We start from the raw sequence: 22,785 nt of genomic DNA, 5'->3' as shown, positions 1-22,785 counted from the left end.
GCAATCCGGGCAGGGGAGGACTGGGAGCGGCCGTGTGAGGGTATGACGACAGGATTGCCTGAGGGTGACGGCCGATTACGCAGCGTGCCGGGCGTGCCGCGTCCGTACGACACGCCGGTGGCGTGAAGTGAGCGGTACGGAAGGGACGAAGGTTGACCCCGGCCGGTGCCGGGGCGGCACCGGCCGGGCGGGGCGCCGGTGGCGTCAGCGCCGGCGGCGGTGCAGCGCGATCGCGGCGGCCGTGCCGCCCGCCAGCGCGCCCACCCCGGCCGCCGCCGGGATGCCGACCTTGGCCGCCTTGCGGCCCGTGCGGTAGTCGCGCAGCCGCCAGCCGCGCTCGCGGGCGTGCTTGCGCAGCCGGCTGTCGGGGTTGACGGCGTAGGGGTAGCCGACGATCGACAGCATCGGGATGTCGTTGGCGGAGTCGCTGTACGCCGCGCAGCGCGAGAGGTCGAGCCCCTCGGCCGCGGCCAGCGCGCGCACCGCCTCCGCCTTCGCGGGGCCGTGCAGCGGCTCGCCGACGAGGCGGCCCGTGTAGACGCCGCCGATGGACTCGGCGACGGTGCCCAGCGCGCCCGTCAGGCCCAGCCGGCGGGCGATGATGGTGGCGGTCTCCACCGGGGCGGCCGTCACCAGCCATACCTTCTGCCCCGCGTCGAGATGGGCCTGGGCGAGGGCCCGGGTGCCGGGCCAGATGCGCTCGGCCATGTACTCGTCGTAGATCTCCTCGCCGATGGACATCAGCTCGGAGACCCGGTGGCCCTGGACGATCGACAGGGCGCTGTCGCGCGCGTCCTGCATGTGCTCGGGGTCCTCGACCCCCGCCAGCCGGAACCAGGTCTGCTGCCACGCGAAGCGCATCAGCTCGCGCTTGCGGAAGAAGTGGCGCTTGTAGAGGCCGCGGCCGAAGTGGAAGAGGGCGGCGCCCTGCATGACGGTGTTGTCGAGATCGAAGAACGCGGCGGCTCTCACATCGCCGGCGACCGGGAACTCCGGCTCCGCGGCCCCGCCGGCGGCGGCCGCGGGCTCGCTCTCCCCGGCGCGCCCGGCGGCTTCCTGCGCGGATTTGCGGGCTGCCTCCGCCGCGGCCTCGCCTGCCAGCACGCTGCGTGCGGTGGCGGAGCGCCTGCGCGGAGTGATCCATCCCAGTGCGGCCATGGCGCGAGCATAGCCAGTTTGTTCGGTGCATCCGGAGTCGGGACGATGCGGCGGTGTGAACATCCCGCGACGGTCCGGTTACTCCCCGCGTGTCAGCCGCCCAGGGCCTTGCGCAGGCGGGCCGGATCCACCCGCCAGAAGTCGTGCTGCGCGCCGTCCACGAGCACAACCGGAATCTGCTCCCAATACCTGCGGTGCAGTTCCTCGTCCTGGGTGATGTCCTTCTTCTCCCACCGGGCGCCCAGCTCGCCGCAGACCTCGGCGATCACTTCCTCGGCGGCGTCGCACAGATGGCAGCCGGGCTTGCCGATCAGTGTGACCGTGCTGTCGGCGGGGTTCTTCCGGGCGCGGCGGCTCAGCAGCGGGGTCATGCCCGCCATTGTGCCCGGCCGGGCGCCGCTCCTCGAAACGTCCTGATTGGGTGCCTGAGTCGACTACCATCATGTGGCGATTTATTGGTGTCCGGTGGTATGGCGATGAGGAGTGACGGTCCGTGTCCTCATCGACGTCCTCATCGGCGAAATCCGGGCGCGGGTGCGCCCGGCCCGGCGGTCGCGGTGGTGCGGCCGATGGTTCCCGGACCCGGCCGAAACAGCGCGTGACGCCGGTCACTTTGCCCGGACAAAGCGGACACCATCTTTGTGCACGCGTTCACAAAGGCATAGCCTGCGTTCGACGGGGCGGTCCTGGGAAGAGGCGCCGCCCGCAGCCCCGCTCTACCCGCAGGAGCACCGTGGCAACTGGCCGAACTCACCGACCGGCGACCCGAAGCCGAGGGATTCCCGAGGCCACCGTCGCCCGGCTACCGCTGTATCTGCGCGCACTGACGGCGCTCTCCGAGCGCTCGGTGCCCACGGTCTCCTCCGAGGAGCTCGCGACCGCCGCGGGAGTCAACTCCGCCAAGCTCCGCAAGGACTTCAGCTACCTCGGCTCGTACGGCACCCGCGGTGTCGGCTACGACGTCGAGTACCTCGTCTACCAGATCTCCCGTGAGCTCGGCCTGACCCAGGACTGGCCGGTCGTCATCGTCGGCATCGGCAACCTCGGCGCCGCGCTCGCCAACTACGGCGGCTTCGCCTCCCGCGGCTTCCGGGTCGCGGCCCTCATCGACGCCGACCCCGCCATGGCCGGCAAGCCGGTCGCCGGGCTGCCCGTGCGCCACACCGACGAGCTCGAAGCGATCATCAGCGACAACGGCGTGTCCATCGGCGTCATCGCCACCCCCGCCGGCGCCGCCCAGCAGGTCTGCGACCGCCTCGTCACCGCCGGGGTCACCTCGATCCTCAACTTCGCGCCCACGGTGCTCTCCGTGCCGGAGGGCGTCGACGTGCGCAAGGTCGACCTCTCGATCGAGCTGCAGATCCTCGCCTTCCACGAGCAGCGCAAGGCCGGCGAGGAGACCGCGGCCGCCTCCGCGGCGACCGCCGGCGCCACGCCCGTACCGCCGCGCGTGGCCCGCGCCGCGGGCGGCGGCAGGAAGGGTCCGGACGGGGACGTCCCGGCGGTGATGCCGGCATGAGCGAGCGCATCATCGAAAGGCGCGTCCAAGGCGAAGGCTTGCCCGAGCGAAGCGAGGAAAAAGCATGAGTCTCCTCGTCGTCGGCCTGAGTCACCGCAGCGCGCCGGTCAGCGTGCTGGAGCGGGCCGCCCTCACCCGTGACGCCCAGGCCAAGCTCCTCCAGGACACCCTGGCGGCGGAGCCCGCCACCGAGGCGACGGTCCTCGCCACCTGCAACCGCATCGAGCTGTACGCCGACGTGGACAAGTTCCACGCCGGTGTCGCCGAGCTGTCCACGCTGCTCGCCCGCCACACGGGCGTCGGCCTGGACGAGCTGACCCCTTATCTGTACGTGCACTACGAGGACCGGGCCGTCCACCACCTCTTCTCGGTGGCCTGCGGGCTGGACTCGATGGTCGTCGGCGAGGGCCAGATCCTCGGCCAGATCAAGGACGCGCTCGCCCTCGGCCAGGAGCTGCACACGGCCGGGCGCCTGCTGAACGACCTGTTCCAGCAGGCCCTGCGGGTCGGCAAGCGCGCCCACAGCGAGACCGGCATCGACAAGGCCGGGCAGTCCCTCGTCACCTTCGGCCTGGAACAGCTCGCGGCCGGTGCCCCGGTCGCCGGCTGGGCGGCGGGCAAGCGCGCCCTCGTCATCGGCGCGGGCTCGATGTCCTCGCTCGCCGCTGCGACCCTCGCGCGCGCGGGCGTGGCCCACGTGGCCGTCGCCAACCGCACGGTGGAGCGGGCCCGGCGCCTCGCGGCGATCCTCACCGAGCCCGGTGCCCCCGGCACCGCCGGCTTCACGGCCTCCGCCGTGGAGATGAGCGCCGTCGCCGGTGAGCTCGCCCGCGCCGACGTCGTCGTCTCCTGCACGGGCGCGACCGGCCTGGTCCTGACGGCCGACGCCATACGCGCGGCCCTCGCGGACCGGACGGACGCCCGCGGCGCGGACGCGCTGTGCGCCGTCGACGCCGAGTGCGCCCCGGCCGAGCAGCCGGGCCGCGCCGCCGCGCCCGCGGCCCCCGTCGTCCTGGCCCTGCTCGACCTCGCCATGCCCCGCGACATCGACGCCGCCGCGCACCGCGTCGAAGGCGTCCGCCTCGTCGACATCGAGTCGCTGGCCGAAGCCTCCGCCGACGCGCCCATGGCCGCCGACGTCGACGCGGTCCGCACCATCGTCTCGGACGAGGTCGCCTCCTTCGGCGCCGCCCAGCGGGCCGCGCACATCACGCCCACCGTGGTCGCCCTGCGCACCATGGCCGCGGACGTCGTCGCCGGCGAGATCGCCCGGCTCGACGGACGCCTGCCCGACCTCGACGACAAGCAGCGCGCCGAGATCGCACAGACCGTGCGCCGCGTCGTCGACAAGCTCCTCCACGCGCCCACCGTGCGCGTCAAGGAGCTGGCCTCCACCCCCGGCGGCGCCGGCTACGCCGATGCGCTGCGGGAACTCTTCGACCTCGATCCGCAGGCCGTCGCCGCCGTCAGCCGGGCGGATACGCGGGCCGATCGGCAGAACACAGCACGGGAGCCGGCATGAACGACACCTCTTCCAGGGCGGAGCGGGGGCCGGGGGACCAGCGTCCGCTGCGCCTCGGAACCCGCCGCAGCAAGCTCGCCATGGCCCAGTCGGGACAGGTGGCACAGACGGTGCGCCAGCTGACCGGGCGCCCGGTGGAGCTGGTGGAGATCACCACGTACGGGGACGTCTCGCGCGAGGCCCTCGCGCAGATCGGCGGCACCGGGGTCTTCGTCTCCGCGCTGCGCGACGCGCTGCTCGCGGGCGAGATCGACCTCGCCGTGCACTCCCTGAAGGACCTGCCGACCAAGCAGCCGGACGACCTCGTCCTGGCCGCGATCCCGGTGCGGGAGGACCCGCGGGATGTCCTGATCGCCCGTGACGGTCTGACCTTCGAGAACCTGCCCTCCGGTGCCCGCGTCGGCACCGGTTCGCCGCGCCGCACGGCGCAGCTCAACGCGTGGGCGCGCTCGCTCGGCCTCGACATCGAGACCGTGCCGATCCGCGGCAACATCGACACCCGCCTCGGCTATGTCGCCGCCGGTGAGCTGGACGCCGTCGTCCTGGCCGCCGCGGGGCTCAGCCGGATCGGGCGGCTCGGGGACGTCACCCAGTTCCTGGAGCCCGACGCAGTTTTGCCCGCCCCCGGTCAGGGGGCCCTGGCAGTGGAGTGCGCAGCGACCAACGCGCAGCTCATTGCCCGGCTCGCCGAGCTCGACGACCCGTTCACCCGGGCCGCCGTGACCGCCGAGCGAACCCTGCTCGCCGCCCTGGAGGCCGGCTGCTCCGCACCCGTGGGTGCGTTGGCCGACCTGTTGGCCGACGGGCAGGTTGTCACCGAAATGCGCCTGCGCGGCGTCGTCGGCTCGGCCGACGGCAAGACGCTGGTGCAGCTGTCCACCACCGGTCCCGTACCGTCGTCCAGCGAGGAAGCCGTGAACCAGTCCGTACGGATGGGGCACGAGCTTGCCGCAGCGATGCTCGACAAGGGTGCGGCCGGTCTTATGGGGGAGCGAGTACTTTGAACCCCACCGCCCCGAACCGCCCCGAGCACGGGCACGTCACCTTTCTCGGTGCCGGCCCCGGAGACCCGGGACTGCTGACGCTCCGCGCCGTGGAGGCCCTCTCGGCCGCGGACGTCCTGATCGCCGATCCGCAGGTGATCGACGTGGTGCGCGCTCATGCGCGCGCCAGTGTGGACATGCCTGCCCAGACGGTTACTGATGAGGCATCAAAAACCGTCGGCACCCCCGAAGTACCTGTCCTTCGGGACACGGCCAATCTTGTCATGACGGCCGCGCGCGGCGGCAAGCGGGTCGTCCGTGCCGTCCTCGGCGACCCCGGCCTCGACGGCAACGCCGCCGACGAGATGCTGGCCTGCGCCACCGAGGGCATCACCTTCGAGGTGGTGCCGGGCGTCGCCACGGCCGTGGGCGTGCCCGCCTACGCCGGGGTGCCGCTGCGGGACGGCAAGGGCGCCGACGTGCGCTTCGTGGACGCCCGTACCGCCTCGGCCACCTGCTGGTCCGAGGTCGGCGCGAGCGAGGTCACCGCGGTCGTCTCCACGACCCTCGACTCCGTCGTGGCCGCGGCCGGCGAACTGGTCTCCGCCGGCCGCAAGCCCGACACCCCCCTGTCCGTCACGGTCGCCGGCACCACCACGCGCCAGCGCACCTGGACGGCCACCCTGGGCACGGTCGGCCAGGTCCTCAAGGCCGCGAAGGTCCTGCCGTCCCCGGACGGCGGGCAGCCGGTGATAGCCGTGGTCGGGGAGCGCAGCGCCGCGGCGCAGCGGGACCGGCTCTCGTGGTTCGAGTCCAAGCCGCTGTTCGGCTGGAACGTGCTCGTGCCGCGCACCAAGGAGCAGGCGGCCTCGCTCTCCGACCAGCTCCGTTCGTACGGCGCCGTGCCCAGCGAGGTCCCGACCATCGCGGTCGAGCCGCCGCGCACTCCGCAGCAGATGGAGCGCGCGGTCAAGGGCCTGGTCACCGGCCGCTACGAGTGGATCGCCTTCACTTCCGTGAACGCCGTCAAGGCGGTCCGCGAGAAGTTCGAGGAGTACGGTCTCGACGCGCGTGCCTTCGCGGGCATCAAGGTCGCGGCCGTCGGCGAGCAGACGGCCCGGTCGCTGATCGAGTTCGGGGTGAAGCCCGACCTGGTGCCCAGCGGTGAGCAGTCGGCCGCCGGTCTCCTGGAGGACTGGCCGCCCTACGACCCGGTCTTCGACCCGATCGACCGCGTCTTCCTGCCCCGCGCCGACATCGCCACCGAGACCCTGGTGGCGGGCCTGATCGAGCTTGGCTGGGAGGTCGACGACGTCACCGCCTACCGGACGGTGCGCGCCTCGCCGCCGCCGGCCGACACCCGGGAGGCGATCAAGGGCGGCGGCTTCGACGCCGTGCTGTTCACCTCCTCCTCCACCGTGCGCAACTTGGTCGGCATCGCCGGCAAGCCGCACAATGTCACCGTCATCGCCTGTATCGGCCCGGCCACCGCGAAGACCGCGGAGGAGCACGGCTTGCGGGTGGACGTGCTGTCGCCCGAGCCCTCGGTGCACAAGCTCGCCGAGGCGCTCGCGGACTTCGGCGCGGCGCGCCGGGACGCGGCCCTGGAGGCCGGCGACCCGGTCACCCGCCCGAGCGAGCGGCGGCCCGGATCGCGTAGAAGGGCACGGAGTTGAGCACGTACGGCACGTTCCCCGGGGCTCGTCCCCGGCGGCTGCGGACCACCCCCGCCATGCGCCGCATGGTCGCCGAGACCCGGCTGCACCCGGCCGAGCTGATCCTTCCCGCCTTCGTGCGGGAGGGCGTCGCCGAGCCGGTGCCGATCTCCGCGATGCCGGGGGTCGTCCAGCACACCCGCGACACCCTGCGGAAGGCGGCCGTCGAGGCGCGTGAGGCCGGCGTCGCCGGGATCATGCTCTTCGGCGTGCCCGAGGACGCCAAGAAGGACGCGGCCGGCACCGCCGGGACCGACCCCGACGGCATCCTCCAGGTCGCCATCCGCGACGTGAAGGCCGAGGTCGGCGACGAGCTCGTCATCATGTCCGACCTGTGCCTGGACGAGTACACCGACCACGGCCACTGCGGGGTCCTGGACTCGGAGGGCCGCGTGGACAACGACGCGACGCTGGAGCGCTACGCCGAGATGGCGCAGGTCCAGGCCGACGCGGGCGTCCACGTGGTGGGCCCGAGCGGGATGATGGACGGCCAGGTCGGCGTCATCCGTGACGCGCTGGACCAGACGGGCCACGAGGACGTCTCCGTCCTGGCCTACACCGCCAAGTACGCGTCGGCCTTCTACGGCCCCTTCCGGGAGGCCGTCGGCTCCTCCCTCCAGGGGGACCGCAAGACGTACCAGCAGGACCCGGCCAACGTCCGGGAGTCGATGCGCGAGCTCGCGCTCGACCTCGCCGAGGGCGCGGACATGGTCATGGTCAAGCCGGCCCTGCCCTACCTGGACATCCTCGCCAAGGTCGCCGAGTCGGTGGACGTCCCCGTCGCCGCCTACCAGATCAGCGGCGAGTACGCGATGGTCGAGGCGGCCGCCGCCAACGGCTGGATCGACCGGGACCGGGCCATCATGGAGACGCTCACCGGCATCAAGCGGGCGGGCGCCAACATGATCCTCACGTACTGGGCGACCGAGGTCGCGCGGCAGCTCTAGCCGTTTCGCCGTCCGGCGGTTTCTGGGGTGCACCACCGCTGCGCGGCGGTGTCCTCAACCGCCGGACGGGCTGGAAAGCCCGTCCGGCCCCTCAGAGTTCCCGTGCGACGAGGCGGATCAGGTCGCGGGATCCGGCCGGGTCCAGCGCCAGCTCCTCCAGGCGCCGCAGGAGCTGCCGGTAGCGCTGGAGCTTGGACTCGGCGTCGTGGAAGACGACGCCGTGCGACTGGTCCAGCTGAATGGTGTCCAGGGCCTGCACCGGACCCGTCGCGTAGCAGAGGGTCTGCCCCGAGCCGGGGAACTCGCCCGCCGCGAACGGCAGCACCAGCACCGTCACCCCGGGCCGCTCGCTCATCGTCAGGATGTGTTCGAGCTGCCGGCGGGTGATGTCCCGGCCGCCGAACCGCATCCGCAGCGCGGCCTCGTGGATGATCGCCGTGTACGGCACGGGGTCGTCCCGGAAGAGCACGTCCTGCCGCTTGACGCGGTACGAGATGCGGTGCTCCACCTCCGGCGGCCGCAGCGAGGGGATGCCCTGGCCGAAGACGACGCGCGCGTGCTCCACGGTCTGCAGCAGCCCGGGCAGGGTCGCCGTCTGCGCCGTGCGCAGGCTGGTGGCGTGGTGCTCCAGCTCCGCGAGGTCGAGCTGGCCCGCGGGCAGCAGGGTGCGGTACTCCTCCCACCAGTGGCGGGTGCGGTCCCCGACCATCGCCACCAGCGCCTCGACGAGCTGCTCGTCCGCGCACGCGTAGTGGCCCGCCAGCGTCCGCAGCCGGTCGGCGCTGATCCCGACACGCCCGGACTCCATGTTGCTGACCCGGGCCTGGTCGGCACCCAGCAGGGCACCGGCCTGGGAGGCGGTCATTCCGGCCCGTTCGCGCAGTTTGCGCAACTCCGCGCCCAGCCGTCGCTGGCGTGCTGTCGGGCTACTCCTCGGTGGCATCCAACCCCTCCCGTGTGCGGCCCAGTCTGCCGTGGCGGCCCCTGTGATCCAAGGGAACATGTATTTTCCGGAAGTCGGGAAAACTATGGTCCCGGGGCCCTACGGTGTGTGCCACGCCACTCAGAGTGCGGAGGTGTGCGCATGGACAACGATCCTGAGACCGCCGGGGACTGGGAGTACACCCTGCAAGTCCCGTGCGACCCGCTGGCCCCCTGCATCGCACGGCGTACGCTCCGTACGATCTTCCAGGAGCACGGCTTCCCCGAACTGGCGGACATCGCCGAACTGTTGACGTCCGAACTGGTCACCAACGCCTACCGCTACTCCGACGGGCCCGCCTCGGTGCGCGTACGGCGCGAGGGCCCACGGGTGCGCGTGAGCGTCTGGGACACCAACCCCAAGCTCCCCGGCCTCGGCATCCCGGGGCAGCCCGCGGTGGACGCCGAACAGGGCCGGGGGCTGAAGCTGGTGATGAAGTGCGCCGACAGCTGGGGCGGCTTCGCCCTGCGCGATCAGCCGCAGGGGCTCACCGGCAAGCTGGTCTGGTTCGAACTGGGGGCGGGGTGAGACACCCCGCCCCCGCTCCGGTGGATCAGAGCTGCTCGGGCGTCCGGATGCCCAGCAGGGACATGCCCTGGCGCAGGGTGCGGGCCGTCAGGTCGCACAGGAAGAGGCGGTTCTCGACCTGCTGCGGGGTCTCGGCCTTCAGGACCGGGCACTCGGCGTAGAACGTCGTGTACAGCGACGCCAGCTGGTACAGGTAACCGGCCAGCTTGTGCGGCTCGTACGAGGCCGTGACCTCGGCGAGGTTCTCCCCGAACTGGTCCAGGTGCATGCCCAGTGCCCGCTCGGCCGGGGCCAGCGGCAGCTCCGGGTGGGCCGCCGGGCGGGCCTCGCCCGCCTTGCGCAGGATCGACTGGATCCGGGCGTACGCGTACTGGAGGTAGACGCTGGTGTCGCCGTTGAGGGACACCATCTGGTCCAGGTCGAACTTGTAGTCGCGGGAGACGGACGTCGACAGGTCCGCATACTTCACGGCGCCGATGCCCACCTGGGCACCGCGCTCGGCGATCTGCTCCTCGGTCAGGTTCTGCGCCTTCTCCCGGACGACCGCCGTCGCCCGGTCGATCGCCTCGTCGAGCAGGTCGACCAGCCGGACCGTCTCGCCCTCACGCGTCTTGAACGGCTTGCCGTCCTTGCCGAGCACCGTGCCGAAACCGAGCTGGACGGCCTTGACGCCCTCGGTCAGCCAGCCCGCCCGGCGCGCGGTCTCGAAGACCATCTTGAAGTGCAGGGACTGCCGGGCGTCCACCACGTACAGCAGCGTGTCGGCCTTGAGGCTGCCCACCCGGTCACGGATCGCGGACAGGTCCGTGGCCGCGTAGCCGAAACCGCCGTCCGACTTCTGGACGATCAGCGGCGACGGCTTGCCGTCCGGGCCCTTGACGTCGTCGAAGAAGACGCACAGCGCGCCGTTGGAACGGACGGCGACACCGGACTCCTCCAGCAGGCGGCACGTCTCGGCGAGCATGTCGTTGTAACCGGACTCGCCGACGATGTCCTCGTCGCGGATCTCCACGTCGAGCTTCTCGAAGACCGAGTAGAAGTAGATCTTCGACTCGTCGACGAAGCGCTGCCACAGCGCGAGGGTCTCCGCGTCACCGGCCTGGAGGTCGACGACCCGGCGCCGGGCGCGGGCCTTGAACTCCTCGTCGGAGTCGAAGAGCGTCCGCGACGCCTTGTACAGCCGGTTCAGCGACGACATGGCCTCCTCGCCGGAGACCTCGCCCCCCTTGTGGTCCAGCTCGTGCGGGTGCTCGATCAGGTACTGGATGAGCATGCCGAACTGGGTGCCCCAGTCACCGATGTGGTGCCGGCGCACGACCTGCTCGCCGGAGAACTCCAGGATCCGCACGACCGCGTCACCGATCACCGAATTGCGCAGGTGACCGACGTGCATCTCCTTGGCCACGTTCGGCTGGGCGTAGTCGATGACCGTGGTGCCCGGGTGCTCCGCGAGCGGCACGCCCAGACGGTCGTCGGCGGCGCGCGCGGCGAGGGTCCGGGTGATCGCCTCGTCGGTGATCGTGACATTCAGGAAGCCGGGGCCCGAGACCTCGATGTCCTTGATCAGCTCACCGGCCGGCAGCTGCTCGACGACCTTCGCCGCGAGCTCCCGCGGGTTGCCCTTCAGCTTCTTGGCCAGCGCCAGCATCCCGTTGGCCTGGAAATCGGCCCGGTCGCTTCGTCGCAGCAGCGGGTCGGCGGCGCCGGCCTCCGGCAGGGCGGCCGAGAGAGCGTCCGCGATGCGCTGGTGGAGCGAGGAAGCGAGGGAAGGAACCGAAGCCATGGGGTGGGTGCCATTCCGGTAGAGGGCATTTTCGATACGACCGAGTATCCCACGCGCCCCTCAGGGCCCGGCATGCCGTTTTCGTGTGCTTCGCCCGGCCGCGAGCAACCCCGGAGCCGCCCCGTCCGTCTGGGACAATGGTCATGCCAGGACCGTAAGGAAGGAAGTGCCGCACGTGGCTCAGAGCACCGAGGCCGACTGGGTCTCCCGATTCGCCGACGAGGTCATTGCCGAAGGGGAGCGCCGGGCCCCGGGCAAACCCATCGTCGTCGCCTCCGGGCTCAGCCCCTCCGGCCCGATCCACCTGGGCAACCTGCGCGAGGTCATGACCCCGCACCTGGTCGCGGACGAGATCCGCCGCCGGGGCCACGAGGTCCGCCACCTGATCTCCTGGGACGACTACGACCGCTACCGCAAGGTCCCGAACGGCGTCCCCGGCATCGACGAGTCCTGGGCCGCCCACATCGGCAAGCCCCTGACCTCCGTGCCCGCCCCGGCCGGCTCCGCCTACCCCAACTGGGCCGAGCACTTCAAGGCCGCCATGGTCGAGGCCCTGGCCGAGCTCGGCGTCGAGTACGACCCGATCAGCCAGACCGAGCAGTACACCTCCGGTGTCTACCGCGAGCAGATCCTGCACGCCATGAAGCACCGCGGCGACATCGACGCCGTCCTCGATCAGTACCGCACGAAGAAGGACCCCGCCGCGGCCGCCAAGAAGCCGCAGCAGAAGCAGCAGAAGCCCCTCGACGAGGCCGAGCTGGAGGCCGCCGAGGGCTCCGGCGCCGCCGCTGAGGACGACGGCAGCGGCTCCGGCGCGGGCTACTTCCCGTACAAGCCGTACTGCGGCGCGTGCGAGAAGGACCTCACCACCGTCACCGCGTACGACGAGACGACCACCGAGCTCGCCTACACCTGCGCGTGCGGCCACTCCGAGACCGTCCTGCTGAGCGAGTTCAACCGCGGCAAGCTGGTCTGGAAGGTCGACTGGCCGATGCGCTGGGCCTACGAAGGCGTGATCTTCGAGCCCTCCGGCGTCGACCACTCCTCGCCCGGCTCCTCCTTCGTCGTCGGCGGCCAGATCGTCCGCAAGGTCTTCGGCGGCGAGCAGCCCATCGGCCCCATGTACGCCTTCGTCGGCATCAGCGGCATGGCCAAGATGTCCTCCTCCAAGGGCGGCGTCCCCACTCCCGGCGACGCCCTGAAGATCATGGAAGCGCCGCTGCTGCGCTGGCTCTACGCCCGCCGCAAGCCCAACCAGTCCTTCAAGATCGCCTTCGACCAGGAGATCCAGCGGCTCTACGACGAGTGGGACAAGCTGGCCTCCAAGGTCGCCGACGGCACCGTGCTACCCGCCGACGCCGCCGCCTACAGCCGCGCCGTCCGCACCGCCGCCGGCGACCTGCCGACGACCCCCCGCCCGCTGCCCTACCGCACGCTCGCCTCCGTCGTCGACATCACCGGCGGCCACGACGAGCAGACCCTGCGCATCCTCGGCGACCTCGACCCGGAGAACCCGGTCACCTCCCTGGACGAGACCCGCCCCCGGCTCGACCGGGCCGAGCACTGGATCAACACCCAGGTCCCGGCCGAGTCCCGCACCATCGTCCGCGCCGAGCCCGACACCGAGGCCCTCGCCGCCCTCGACGACCAGGCCCGCGAATCGCTGCGCCTGCTGAGCGCCGGGCTGGACGACCACTGGTCCCTCGACGGCCTGACCACGCTCGTCTACGGCGTGCCCAAGGTCCAGGCCGGCCTTGCGCCCGACGCCAAGCCGACCCCCGAGCTCAAGGTCGCCCAGCGCTCCTTCTTCGCGCTGCTCTACCACCTGCTCGTCGGCCGTGACACCGGCCCGCGCCTGCCCACGCTGCTCCTCGCGGTGGGGGCGGACCGGGTGCGCAAGCTGCTCGGCGCCTGACCCGCGAAAAACGCCGAAGGGCCGCCACCCCGTTACCCGGGTGGCGGCCCTTCGGCGTTTTCGCTCAGCTCTTCTTGTTGGCCTCGGCGACCGCGGTCACGGCCTCCTTCGCCGCGCCCTGCGCGTCCTTCATCAGCTCGCCCGCGTCCGGGTTCTTCGCCCCCTGGAAACCGGCACCGCTGTACTTGACGGTGATCACCACGTTGGCCGTGCGGGTGACGACGATGGCGTTGCGGTAGTCGTCGTCGTCCTTGCGGTAGTCCGAGGCGACGCTGCTGGAGTCGTCACCGAGGTCGGCGACCTTCTCCGTCTTCGCGTCCTTGGCGCCGTCCTCCGTGGCGGCCTTGGTGACCCGCTGGGCGGCGAACGTCTCGGCGCGCTTCTCGCCCGAGCCCAGCGTCGGGTCGGCGACGAAGCGCTTCAGCGAGACCGTCAGGGTACGGAACTGCAGGTCCTTGGCGTCCTCGTCGTTCAGGCCGTTCCAGAAGCAGCTCGCGGAGTCGTTGGCGTCGCTGGCCGGGAGGGACTCGCCCTCCTTCTTCTTCGCCTTCGGCACCAGTTCCTCGGCGGTCTTCGCGGTGACCGCCTTGCACGCCTCGGGCAGCTTGGTGAAGGTGGCCGCCTTCACCGACGGCGTGGCGCTCGGCGTCGCCGAACGGGACGGCGACGCCTTGTCCTTCTTCTTGGAGCCGTCGTCGTCCGAGCAGCCGGTGGCGACGAGCATCACCGGTACTGCGGCGCAGGCGAGGATTCGGGCGAGTCGCGGGGCTGTTCGGTGCATGGGTCCTTCACTCGTTCAGTGTCGGGGGCGGGGTGTGCGCCTGTTTGTCTGGTCGGCACGGTAGCTGGCCGACGCGCGGAGGCGGTCGAAATGGGGCGGTACTCGCCGGGCTAGTTGCCGAAGTGCCCCGCGTCCAGCTCACGGGCCAGGCCGTGGGCCTTGCCCTGGAGGTCCTCGCTGCTGGGGACGTGCTGCTTGTCCGTCGACCACTGGTCGTAGGTGACCTTGACCAGCACATTGGCCGACCGGAAGACGATCGTGATGTCCCGGTGCACCCCCGAACCCGAGGCGGACAGCTTGTCGTCGACGAACGCGTCGTCGCCGATGTCGTCCAGCACCCGGGGGCGGAGGTCGGGGCCGGTGGAGGGCGCCGGAGAGGACGCGGAGGGCGCGGACGAGGGCGCCCCGGGCGTTCCCGACGGGGACGCCGGGCCGCTGGGCTTCTCACTGCCCGAGCCGCCCTGGGCGTGCGGGCCCGGGCTCGCGCTCGCGGCGGGGGAGCCGGAGCCGGACGGGCTCGGGCCGGTGGACGGGCTGCCGGACGCGGCCGGGATGTTCGCGGCGGTCGACTGGCGCTCGTAGAGCTGCTGCGCCCGCTGCTCGTCGCTGACCCCCGCCTGGTACGACACGACGCGCTCGAAGTCGACGGCCAGGTGGCGGGTGCCCTCCGGGGCCTCCTGCCGCCAGCGGCAGCCGACGCGGCGGTCCGTGTCGTAGGTGATCGTCGCCTGGCCGCGGTAGAGCTTCTCCGCCTCGGCCTCGCTCTCGTCCTCGCCGGCGGGCAGCAGGCGGCGCAGCGTGTCGCGGCTGACGTAGCCGCAGGGCTCGGGGAGGCCGCGGTACTTGCCGGGCTCGGCGGCGGGGGCCGACGAGCCGGGCTGCCCGGGCTTCGCGTCGTCACCGCCACTGCTGGTGCCGGAGGCGCCGCTGCACGCGGTGAGCCCCGCGGTGAGCACGGCCGCAGCCAGTGCGGCGGCCGGTGCGTATGCCCTTGGCTGCACGGTCCGTGGCTCCTTTCGCCCGATCTTCGCCCGGCTTTCGCCCGATCGGCTCGGCGATCGCTTCGTCTGCTTCGTCTGGCCGCCCGAAAACGTGTTGCCGCCGGGAAGCGGTGGGCTGGACAGTATGTCTACCGCACAGGCCGCTGCGTCCGCCGGTTCGCTGCCGTGAATCGTGAGATATGTCCGGCTTTTGCGTTATCTTTCTTTTACGGGGTTATGAGGAAAAGCCATGTCCTACACCGAGGTGCCCGGCGCCCGCGTACCGATCCGCATGTGGGCCGACCCGGCCACGGTCGAGGACGTCGCCATGCAGCAGCTGCGCAACGTCTCCACCCTGCCGTGGATCAAGGGTCTGGCCGTGATGCCGGACGTCCACTTCGGCAAGGGCGCCACGGTCGGCTCGGTCATCGCCATGCAGGGCGCGGTCTGCCCGGCGGCGGTCGGCGTGGACATCGGCTGCGGCATGTCGGCCGTCAAGACGTCCCTGACGGCGAACGACCTCCCGGGGGACCTCTCCCGGCTGCGCTCGAAGATCGAGCAGGCGATCCCGGTGGGCCGCGGCATGCACGACGACGCGGTGGACCCGGGCCGGCTGCACGGCTTCCCCACGGCGGGGTGGGACGACTTCTGGGGGCGGTTCGACGGGGTGGCGGAGGCGGTCAAATTCCGTCAGGGCCGGGCAGTGAAGCAGATGGGAACGCTCGGATCCGGAAATCACTTCATTGAATTCTGTCTCGATGAATCAAATGCGGTCTGGCTGATGCTGCACTCCGGCTCCCGGAACATCGGCAAGGAGCTGGCCGAGCACCACATCGGCCAGGCGCAGAAGCTCGCGCACAACCAGGGCCTGGTGGACCGCGACCTCGCCGTCTTCATCGCGGACACCCCGCAGATGGCGGCCTACCGGCACGACCTGTTCTGGGCGCAGGAGTACGCGAAGCACAACCGGGCCATCATGATGGGGCTCTTCCAGGACGTGGTCCGGAAGGAGTTCAAGAAGACGAAGGTCACCTTCGAGCCCGTGATCTCCTGCCACCACAACTACGTCTCCGAGGAGACGTACGACGGCATGGACCTGCTCGTCACCCGCAAGGGCGCGATCCGCGCGGGCAGCGGCGAGTTCGGCATCATCCCGGGCTCGATGGGCACCGGCTCGTACATCGTGAAGGGCCTCGGCAACGCCGACTCCTTCAACTCCGCCTCGCACGGCGCCGGCCGCCGGATGAGCCGGAACGCCGCGAAGAAGCGCTTCTCCACGCGGGACCTGGAGGATCAGACCCGGGGCGTGGAGTGCCGCAAGGACTCGGGCGTCGTGGACGAGATCCCGGCGGCGTACAAGCCGATCGAGCAGGTCATTGACCTCGTACATCGTGCGCCAGTCGGCGGGGTCGGCGCTGCGCACGGGGTCCGCGCCGAGGGCGCCGCCGGCATTGTTGACGAGGACGTCGCAGCGGTCCAGGCCGGCCGCGAAGGCGTCGATCGCCGCGCGGTCGGTGACGTCGAGGGCGTGGGCGCCGGCCTCGTGTCCGGCCGCCGTCAGCTCCGCGGCCAGGGCCTCGATGCGGTCCTCGCGCCGGGCGGTGAGGACGACGCGGTAGCCCGCGGCGGCCAGCTGCCGGGCGGTGGCGGCACCGATGCCGCTGCTCGCCCCGGTGATGACGGCGGTGCGGGTGCTCATGGTGGGCCTCCTGGGACGTGGCGTGACGTGGGTGATCCGGTCGCAGGATATGTGCGGCCCGTCGCCGGGCGCTGTCCGCGGCGTCACAGTCAGCGGGGGCGCGGTGCGTACATGATGATCGCGACGCCGGCGAGGCAGACGAGGGCGCCGGCGACGTCGTAGCGGTCGGGGCGGTAGCCGTCCGCGACCATGCCCCAGGCGAGGGAGCCGGCGACGAAGACCCCGCCGTAGGCGGCGAGGATGCGGCCGAACTCGGCGTCCGGCTGGAGGGTGGCGACGAACCCGTAGGCGCCGAGGGCGGCGATGCCGGCGCCGATCCACGCCCAGCCGCGCCCCGCTCCCGAGCCGCTGCCGCGGACGCCCTGCCAGACGAGCCAGGCGCCGCCGATCTCCAGCAGCGCGGCGAGGAGGAAGAGGGCGATCGAGCGGAGGGTGAGCATGGAAGGAAGGTTAGGGGCCGTGCGTCCGGGCCGGAGTCAGGGCCAGACCAGGCAGTACGGCTGGTGGCCGGCCTCGTGGAGGCGGTGGGAGAAGTCCTGCCACTCGTTGAGCAGGCGGTAGATGGTGAAGGCGTCGGGCGGGCCGCCGCGGTCGGGGACCGTGGACCAGATGAAGGCGGCGGCGCCCACCGATTCCTCGCCGATGCCGCGCAGGGGGTCGACGACGGTCATGGGCAGCTTGACGACCGCGTAGTCGGGGTGGAGGACGACCAGCTCCAGCGGGGGGACCTTGTGCAGGGGTATGCCCTCGATGCCGGTGAGGACCATGGCGGCCACCGTCTCGGGCTTGATCTTCGTGAACATGCCGCCCATGCCCAGCTCGTCGCCGCCGAGCTCCTCGGGTCGCATGGAGATGGGGACGCTGGCGGCCGCGGCACTGTTGGGTGCCCCGAAGTACTTGTAGGTCACCCCCACCCGGCCACCGTTCCTGCTCACGGCGCTCTGTGCGCTCTCCTCTTCGCGCGGGCCCCTGTGGCGCCCCCTGCGGGGCGTCCGGGCTCGCTCGGGGCCCAGGTCATCGGTGCCCTCGCCCACTCCGCCACCGCGATGCATATCTCCACCCGACCGCTTTTTTACGCAGGGCAGCCCCCGCCGCGCAACCCGATCATCGTCTCAGAGACCTCCCCCGTGAACCGCGTGTGAAACGCCCGAAGGCAATCCCCCGCGTGGCTCTGAGACCATGGCTAGCGTGAGCTACCCATATGAAGCCCCAGTCTCGCAGACGCGCGGGGGCTGACGCCCGGTCGCGAGCGAGGGGAACTCCGCACCGCTGCCAGCCGGGGCGCGCGGCCAACCGCCGTCCCTCCCTACGTTTCCGCAGGTCAGGATCAAAGTGCCTTATTCGTATGAAGCCCCGGTCTCGCAGTCTCTGTTCGACCGAGCGGCGGTCGTGACGCCCGGTGGCGTGAACTCCCCGGTGCGCGCGTTCCGGGCCGTGGGCGGTACGCCCCGGTTCATGGTGTCCGGTACCGGTCCGTATCTCACCGACGCCGACGGCCGGGAGTATGTGGACCTCGTGTGTTCCTGGGGTCCGATGATCCTCGGGCACGCGCACCCCGAGGTGGTCGCCGCCGTCCAGGACGCCGTCGGGCGCGGTACGTCCTTCGGCACGCCCGGTGAGGGCGAGGTCGCGCTCGCCGAGGAGATCGTCGGCCGCATCGAGCCCGTCGAGCAGGTGCGTCTGGTGTCGTCCGGCACCGAGGCGACGATGTCGGCGATCCGGCTCGCGCGCGGGTTCACCGGCCGCGCCAAGGTGATCAAGTTCGCGGGCTGCTACCACGGCCACGTGGACGCGCTGCTGGCCGCGGCGGGCTCGGGGCTGGCGACGTTCGGGCTGCCGGACACGCCCGGGGTGACGGGCGCACAGGCCGGGGACACGATCGTCCTCCCGTACAACGACCTGGAGGCGGTGCACGCCGCGTTCCACGCGCACCCGGGTGAGATCGCCTGTGTGATCACGGAGGCGTCGCCCGGCAACATGGGCGTGGTGCCGCCGCGACCGGGCTTCAACGCCGGATTGAAGTCGGCCTGTGAGAAGAACGGCGCGCTGTTCATCTCCGACGAGGTGATGACGGGCTTCCGCACGAGCCGCGCCGGCTGGTACGGCGTCGACGGTGTGGCGCCGGACCTGATGACGTTCGGCAAGGTCATGGGCGGCGGCTTCCCGGCGGCGGCCTTCGGCGGCCGCGCCGACGTGATGGCGCACCTGGCCCCGGCGGGCCCGGTGTACCAGGCGGGCACGCTGGCCGGTAACCCGGTGGCGACGGCGGCGGGCCTGGCCCAGCTGCGGCTGCTGGACGACGCGGCCTACGAGCGGGTGGACGCGGTGTCCGCGGAGATCCGCGCGCTGGTGAGCGAGGCGCTGACCAAGGAGGGCGTGGCGCACCGCCTCCAGGTGGCGTCGAACATGTTCTCCGTGTTCTTCACCGACCGTGAGGTGCGGGACTACGAGGGGGCGAAGGCGCAGCAGTCGTTCCGCTTCACCGCCTTCTTCCACGCGATGCTGGCGCAGGGTGTGTACCTGCCGCCGTCGGCGTTCGAGTCGTGGTTCGTGTCGACGGCTCATGACAGCGCGGCGATCGAGCGGATCGCGGCGGCTCTGCCGGGTGCGGCGCGGGCCGCTGCCGAGGCGACGGAATGATGGACGGCATGACCACCGATATGACCCATGGGGCCGGCAAGGCCGACGGCGGCGGCAGTGAGATCACTGTCGTCCATCTGATGCGGCACGGAGAGGTGCACAACCCGGAGGGTGTGCTCTACGGGCGTAAGGCGGGCTACCACCTTTCGGAGCTGGGGCTGCGGATGGCCGACCGGGTCGCCGAGCACCTGGCGGGGCGGGACATCACCCATGTGGTCGCCTCGCCGCTGGAGCGTGCGCAGGAGACGGCGCTGCCGATCTCCAAGGCGCACGGTCTGGAGCTGGTGACCGACGAGCGGCTGATCGAGGCGGAGAACGTCTTCGAGGGGAAGACGTTCGGCGTCGGTGACGGTGCGCTGAAGAAGCCCGCCAACTGGAAGTACCTGACGAATCCTTTCCGTCCGTCCTGGGGCGAGCCGTATATCGAACAGGTGGTGCGGATGATGGGCGCGCTGGGTGCGGCGCGCGATGCGGCGCGGGGCCATGAGGCCGTGTGCGTCAGCCATCAGCTGCCGATCTGGATCGTGCGGAGTTTCGCGGAGCGGCGGCGGCTGTGGCACGACCCGCGCAAGCGGCAGTGCACTTTGGCGAGCCTGACGTCGTTCACCTTCAGGGGGGACAAAATCGTGTCCGTCGGCTACAGCGAGCCGGCCCGCGATCTGGTGCCGGCGCATCTGCTCGCGGGGGCAAAGCCGGTCAAGGGCGGCTCAAAGGCATTCGGCGCCTGAGATCGTGAACGGCCGGTCCCGGCAAGCGCGACACTACAAAGTCATGTAAAGGCTCGCAAAGACCGGCAAAAATGCGCAACCGCCGTACTCGGCGCGCCCTCTCACGCAATGTCGTTTTATATGGACGACAGAGCGTGGAGGGCACGGCGAGTACGGACGGAGACGACATGCGCGATATCAGCCGACGAGGTCTCCTCGGCATGGGTGTGGGCGCGGCCGCGGCGCTGGGCGTGGCCGGCTGCGCCCACCCGGACCCGGACGTCGAGAACCCCTCGGCCAAGGCGAGCGAACGGGCGAAGGCGAGCCCGATCGGTGACGGTTCTACCGCCGACGCGGGGCCGCAGCCCCATCAGCCGCCCAGGCCCGTGCCGCTGGAGCCGGGGGAGCGGCCGCCACAGTTCGTGATCTTCTCCTGGGACGGGGCGGGCGAGGTCGGCAACGGTCTCTTCCCTCGCTTCCGCAAGCTGGCCCGCGACCACGGGGCGCGGATGACGTTCTTCCTCTCAGGGGTGTACTGCCTCCCCGAGAGCAAGAAGCGTCTCTACAAGCCGCCGAACAACCCGGTCGGGGCATCGGACATCGGCTATCTGACCGATAGTCACATCAAATCGACCCTGGAGAACCTGCGGGCGGCGTGGCTGGAGGGCCACGAGGTGGGCACGCACTTCAACGGTCACTTCTGTTCCGGTTCCGGGTCGGTCGGGAACTGGACGGAGGAGGACTGGGAATCGGAAATCGAACAGGCGATGGCTTTCGTCACGGAGTGGCGGACGAATACCGGATTCACGGATCTGGACCCGCTGCCGTTCGACTACCGCAAGGAACTCGTCGGCGCGCGCACCCCGTGTCTGCTGGGGCAGGAAAATCTGCTGCCGGTCGCGAGGAAACTGGGCTGGCGTTACGACGCCAGTTCTCCCGGCGGACTTCAGATGTGGCCCAAGAAGCGGCAGGGAGTATGGGATCTGCCGTTGCAGCAGATCCCCTTTCCCGGTCATTCGTTCGAAGTCCTGTCGATGGACTACAACATCCTCGCCAATCAGTCGAAGAACACCACGCGCGGGCCCAAGAGCAATTACTCGGCCTGGCGTCGGCAGGCGACGGAGTCGTACATCGCCGGTTTCGACCGCGCGTACGAGACGAACCGGGCGCCGTTCTTCGTGGGCAACCACTTCGAGCAGTGGAACGGCGGCATCTACATGGACGCCGTCGAGGAGGCGTTCAAGTACATCGCCGACGACAAGCGCAAGGACGTCCGGGTGGTCTCCTTCCGGCAGTTCGTCGACTGGCTGGACGTCCAGGACCCCGGCCTGCTGCGCGGGCTCCGCAAGCTCCAGGTGGGCGAGAAGTGGACGGCCCGCCCCGACTGAACCGGCCCGACTGAACCGCCCGCACACCCCCGGCGGCCCCTGGCCAAACCCGCGCCTCACCCGTGCGCGGACCCGTACGAGGGGCCCGCCAGGGGGGTGCGGAAGATCCCCAAAGGTGCCATGCGAAACTTTTCACATGAGTGCCTGCCGCGCCTTTCGACGCCCTGTCCCACGCCGGCGTACCACCCTGCTGGCCGCAACGACCGCCCTCGCGGCCCTGTCCCTGACCGCCTGCGGTTCCGGCGACGGCCCCAAGAGCGGCGGCCAGACCCAGTTCGTGCAGGGCACGGGCGGCGTGAGCGTGGTGAACGACAAGAACAGCCGCCAGCAGGCACCGGACCTCTCCGGCAAGACGCTGGACGGCAAGGCGCTCGACGTCGCCAAGGACTACAAGGGCAAGATCGTCGTCTTTAACGTCTGGGGCTCCTGGTGCTCGCCCTGCCGGGCCGAGGCCAAGAACCTCGTCACCGTCGCGAACGCCTACAAGGACAAGGGCGTGCAGTTCGTCGGCCTCAACACCCGCGACCCCGACCCCGCTCCGGCGATCAAGTTCGAGAAGGAGTTCGAGGTCCCGTACCCGAGCCTCCACGACTCCGGCGGCCGGGTGCTGCTCCGCTTCCCCAAGGGCAGCCTCAACCCGCAGGCCATCCCCTCGACCGTCTTCATCGACCGGGAGGGCCGGATCGCGGCCCGGGCGATCAAGGCCCTGAGCGAGGAAGAGCTCCGCAAGACGCTCGACCCGCTGGTCGCGGAGAAGTGACCCCGTGACCGCCGTCACCACCCTCGCCGCCGCGGGGGACATGAACCAGACCGTCCTGACCGGGGCCCTGCTGCTGGCCTTGCCGGTCGCGGTGCTCGGCGGGCTCGTCTCCTTCTTCTCCCCGTGCGTGCTGCCGCTCGTCCCCGGCTACCTCTCCTACGTCACCGGGGTCACCGGCGCGGACATGGCCGAGGCCAAGCGCGGCCGGATGGTCGCCGGGTCCTCGCTCTTCGTCCTCGGCTTCAGCGCCGTCTTCGTCTCCATGGGCGCCTTCTTCGGCTTCTTCGGCGAGACCCTGCTGGAGTACAAGGACACGATCTCCACGGTCCTCGGGGCCTTCACGATCGTGCTCGGCCTGGCCTTCATGGGTGCGCTGAACCTCTTCGGGCAGCGCGAGTTCCGCTTCCACGCCAGACCCGGCATGGGGCTCGCGGGGGCGCCGCTGCTCGGCATCCTCTTCGGGGTCGGCTGGACGCCGTGCATCGGGCCGACGCTCGGCTCCGTCATGGCCCTGTCCCAGAACCAGGCCAGCGCCGGACGCGGCGCCGTGCTGACGGCCGCCTACTGCGTCGGCCTCGGCCTGCCCTTCATACTGGCCGCGGTGGCCTTCCGGCGCGCTCTCGGCGCGTTCGGCTGGGTCAAGCGGCACTATGCGTGGGTCATGCGGATCGGCGGCCTCATGCTGGTCGTGGTCGGTGTCCTCCTCGTCACGGGGATGTGGGACCGCTTGGTCGCCGACCTCCAGACGTGGTCCAGTTCTTACGTTCCCGAGGTCTGA

At 71.0% G+C, this 22,785-nt stretch carries 20 protein-coding genes and 2 pseudogenes; 13 read left to right on the top strand and 9 right to left on the bottom strand.

Going from position 1 to position 22,785, the window contains the following annotated elements; genetic code table 11:
• Positions 1-204: 204 nt before the first annotated feature.
• Both ABZ951_RS09705 and ABZ951_RS09700 read right to left on the bottom strand, forming a co-directional pair.
• A complete protein-coding gene (locus ABZ951_RS09705) occupies positions 205-1,158 on the bottom strand; it encodes an HAD-IB family hydrolase (protein WP_344087116.1) in 954 nt (317 codons plus the stop codon).
• A 92-nt stretch (positions 1,159-1,250) separates the two neighbouring features.
• Positions 1,251-1,529: a glutaredoxin family protein gene (locus tag ABZ951_RS09700; protein WP_344087119.1), complete on the bottom strand. Its 279-nt coding sequence runs from the start codon at positions 1,527-1,529 to the stop codon at positions 1,251-1,253.
• Between the two features lie 362 nt (positions 1,530-1,891).
• Here ABZ951_RS09700 and ABZ951_RS09695 point away from each other — a divergent pair, with 362 nt between their 5' ends.
• The 5 genes from ABZ951_RS09695 (at position 1,892) to hemB (ending at position 7,844) form a co-directional block, all read left to right on the top strand.
• Positions 1,892-2,677: a redox-sensing transcriptional repressor Rex gene (locus ABZ951_RS09695; protein ID WP_344087122.1), complete on the top strand. Its 786-nt coding sequence runs from the start codon at positions 1,892-1,894 to the stop codon at positions 2,675-2,677.
• 64 nt (positions 2,678-2,741) lie between these two features.
• A complete protein-coding gene (locus ABZ951_RS09690) occupies positions 2,742-4,199 on the top strand; it encodes a glutamyl-tRNA reductase (protein ID WP_344087125.1) in 1,458 nt (485 codons plus the stop codon).
• On the top strand, positions 4,196-5,203 hold the full coding sequence (gene hemC, locus ABZ951_RS09685) for a hydroxymethylbilane synthase (protein WP_344087128.1): 1,008 nt from the start codon (positions 4,196-4,198) through the stop codon (positions 5,201-5,203). The genes ABZ951_RS09690 and hemC overlap by 4 nt, the downstream gene beginning before the upstream one ends.
• Positions 5,200-6,858: a bifunctional uroporphyrinogen-III C-methyltransferase/uroporphyrinogen-III synthase gene (locus tag ABZ951_RS09680; RefSeq protein ID WP_344087131.1), complete on the top strand. Its 1,659-nt coding sequence runs from the start codon at positions 5,200-5,202 to the stop codon at positions 6,856-6,858. The genes hemC and ABZ951_RS09680 overlap by 4 nt, the downstream gene beginning before the upstream one ends.
• Positions 6,855-7,844: a porphobilinogen synthase gene (hemB, locus tag ABZ951_RS09675; protein ID WP_344087134.1), complete on the top strand. Its 990-nt coding sequence runs from the start codon at positions 6,855-6,857 to the stop codon at positions 7,842-7,844. The genes ABZ951_RS09680 and hemB overlap by 4 nt, the downstream gene beginning before the upstream one ends.
• Before the next feature lie 91 nt (positions 7,845-7,935).
• Here hemB and ABZ951_RS09670 read toward each other — a convergent pair whose 3' ends face one another.
• A complete protein-coding gene (locus tag ABZ951_RS09670; RefSeq protein WP_344087137.1) occupies positions 7,936-8,787 on the bottom strand; it encodes a helix-turn-helix transcriptional regulator in 852 nt (283 codons plus the stop codon).
• Positions 8,788-8,928: 141 nt separating this feature from the next.
• On the opposite strand from ABZ951_RS09670, the gene ABZ951_RS09665 reads away from it, so the two are divergent.
• The gene (locus ABZ951_RS09665; protein WP_344087140.1) at positions 8,929-9,354 is read left to right on the top strand and encodes an ATP-binding protein; all 426 of its coding nucleotides are present in this window, start codon (positions 8,929-8,931) and stop codon (positions 9,352-9,354) included.
• A gap of 25 nt (positions 9,355-9,379) precedes the next feature.
• On the opposite strand, the gene argS is transcribed toward ABZ951_RS09665, so the two are convergent.
• The gene (gene argS / locus ABZ951_RS09660) at positions 9,380-11,137 is read right to left on the bottom strand and encodes an arginine--tRNA ligase (protein WP_344087143.1); all 1,758 of its coding nucleotides are present in this window, start codon (positions 11,135-11,137) and stop codon (positions 9,380-9,382) included.
• A gap of 166 nt (positions 11,138-11,303) precedes the next feature.
• Between argS and lysS the strand changes: the two genes are divergently transcribed.
• Positions 11,304-13,052, top strand: coding sequence for a lysine--tRNA ligase (lysS, locus tag ABZ951_RS09655; RefSeq protein ID WP_344087146.1), 1,749 nt, complete (start codon positions 11,304-11,306; stop codon positions 13,050-13,052).
• A 64-nt stretch (positions 13,053-13,116) separates the two neighbouring features.
• On the opposite strand, the gene ABZ951_RS09650 is transcribed toward lysS, so the two are convergent.
• Together ABZ951_RS09650 and ABZ951_RS09645 are read right to left on the bottom strand one after the other, a co-directional pair.
• Complete coding sequence (locus tag ABZ951_RS09650; protein ID WP_344087149.1) at positions 13,117-13,833, bottom strand: hypothetical protein; 717 nt, start codon at positions 13,831-13,833, stop codon at positions 13,117-13,119.
• Positions 13,834-13,943: 110 nt separating this feature from the next.
• Entirely contained in the window at positions 13,944-14,834 is an 891-nt protein-coding gene (locus ABZ951_RS09645; RefSeq protein WP_344087152.1) for a hypothetical protein, read from the bottom strand.
• 229 nt (positions 14,835-15,063) lie between these two features.
• Between ABZ951_RS09645 and ABZ951_RS09640 the strand changes: the two are divergent.
• A pseudogene (locus ABZ951_RS09640) lies at positions 15,064-16,191 on the top strand (RtcB family protein); the annotation flags it as partial.
• Here the strand turns inward: ABZ951_RS09640 and ABZ951_RS09635 are convergent.
• The 3 genes and pseudogenes from ABZ951_RS09635 to ABZ951_RS09625 form a co-directional block, all read right to left on the bottom strand.
• Positions 16,189-16,512 (bottom strand): annotated as a pseudogene (locus ABZ951_RS09635) (SDR family NAD(P)-dependent oxidoreductase); the annotation flags it as partial. The pseudogenes ABZ951_RS09640 and ABZ951_RS09635 overlap by 3 nt on opposite strands.
• A gap of 89 nt (positions 16,513-16,601) precedes the next feature.
• Positions 16,602-16,952, bottom strand: a complete 351-nt coding sequence (locus ABZ951_RS09630; RefSeq protein WP_344087163.1) for a YnfA family protein — start codon at positions 16,950-16,952, stop codon at positions 16,602-16,604.
• A 36-nt stretch (positions 16,953-16,988) separates the two neighbouring features.
• A complete protein-coding gene (locus tag ABZ951_RS09625) occupies positions 16,989-17,564 on the bottom strand; it encodes a hypothetical protein (RefSeq protein WP_344087166.1) in 576 nt (191 codons plus the stop codon).
• Positions 17,565-17,844: 280 nt separating this feature from the next.
• Here ABZ951_RS09625 and hemL point away from each other — a divergent pair, with 280 nt between their 5' ends.
• From hemL to ABZ951_RS09600, 5 genes are all read left to right on the top strand, one after another.
• Positions 17,845-19,152, top strand: a complete 1,308-nt coding sequence (gene hemL, locus ABZ951_RS09620; RefSeq protein ID WP_344087169.1) for a glutamate-1-semialdehyde 2,1-aminomutase — start codon at positions 17,845-17,847, stop codon at positions 19,150-19,152.
• Positions 19,153-19,160: 8 nt separating this feature from the next.
• Positions 19,161-19,880: a histidine phosphatase family protein gene (locus ABZ951_RS09615; RefSeq protein WP_344087172.1), complete on the top strand. Its 720-nt coding sequence runs from the start codon at positions 19,161-19,163 to the stop codon at positions 19,878-19,880.
• Between the two features lie 167 nt (positions 19,881-20,047).
• On the top strand, positions 20,048-21,247 hold the full coding sequence (locus ABZ951_RS09610) for a hypothetical protein (protein ID WP_344087175.1): 1,200 nt from the start codon (positions 20,048-20,050) through the stop codon (positions 21,245-21,247).
• A gap of 136 nt (positions 21,248-21,383) precedes the next feature.
• Positions 21,384-22,007, top strand: a complete 624-nt coding sequence (locus tag ABZ951_RS09605; RefSeq protein WP_344087178.1) for a TlpA disulfide reductase family protein — start codon at positions 21,384-21,386, stop codon at positions 22,005-22,007.
• A 4-nt stretch (positions 22,008-22,011) separates the two neighbouring features.
• Positions 22,012-22,785: a cytochrome c biogenesis protein CcdA gene (locus ABZ951_RS09600; protein ID WP_344087181.1), complete on the top strand. Its 774-nt coding sequence runs from the start codon at positions 22,012-22,014 to the stop codon at positions 22,783-22,785.

Origin of the sequence: Streptomyces sp. NPDC046215, from assembly GCF_040646215.1 — a bacterium.
Lineage (GTDB): Bacteria > Actinomycetota > Actinomycetes > Streptomycetales > Streptomycetaceae > Streptomyces > Streptomyces stramineus.
Note: the sequence above shows the minus strand (reverse complement) of the source record. Positions and strands in the feature narration are given on the sequence as shown.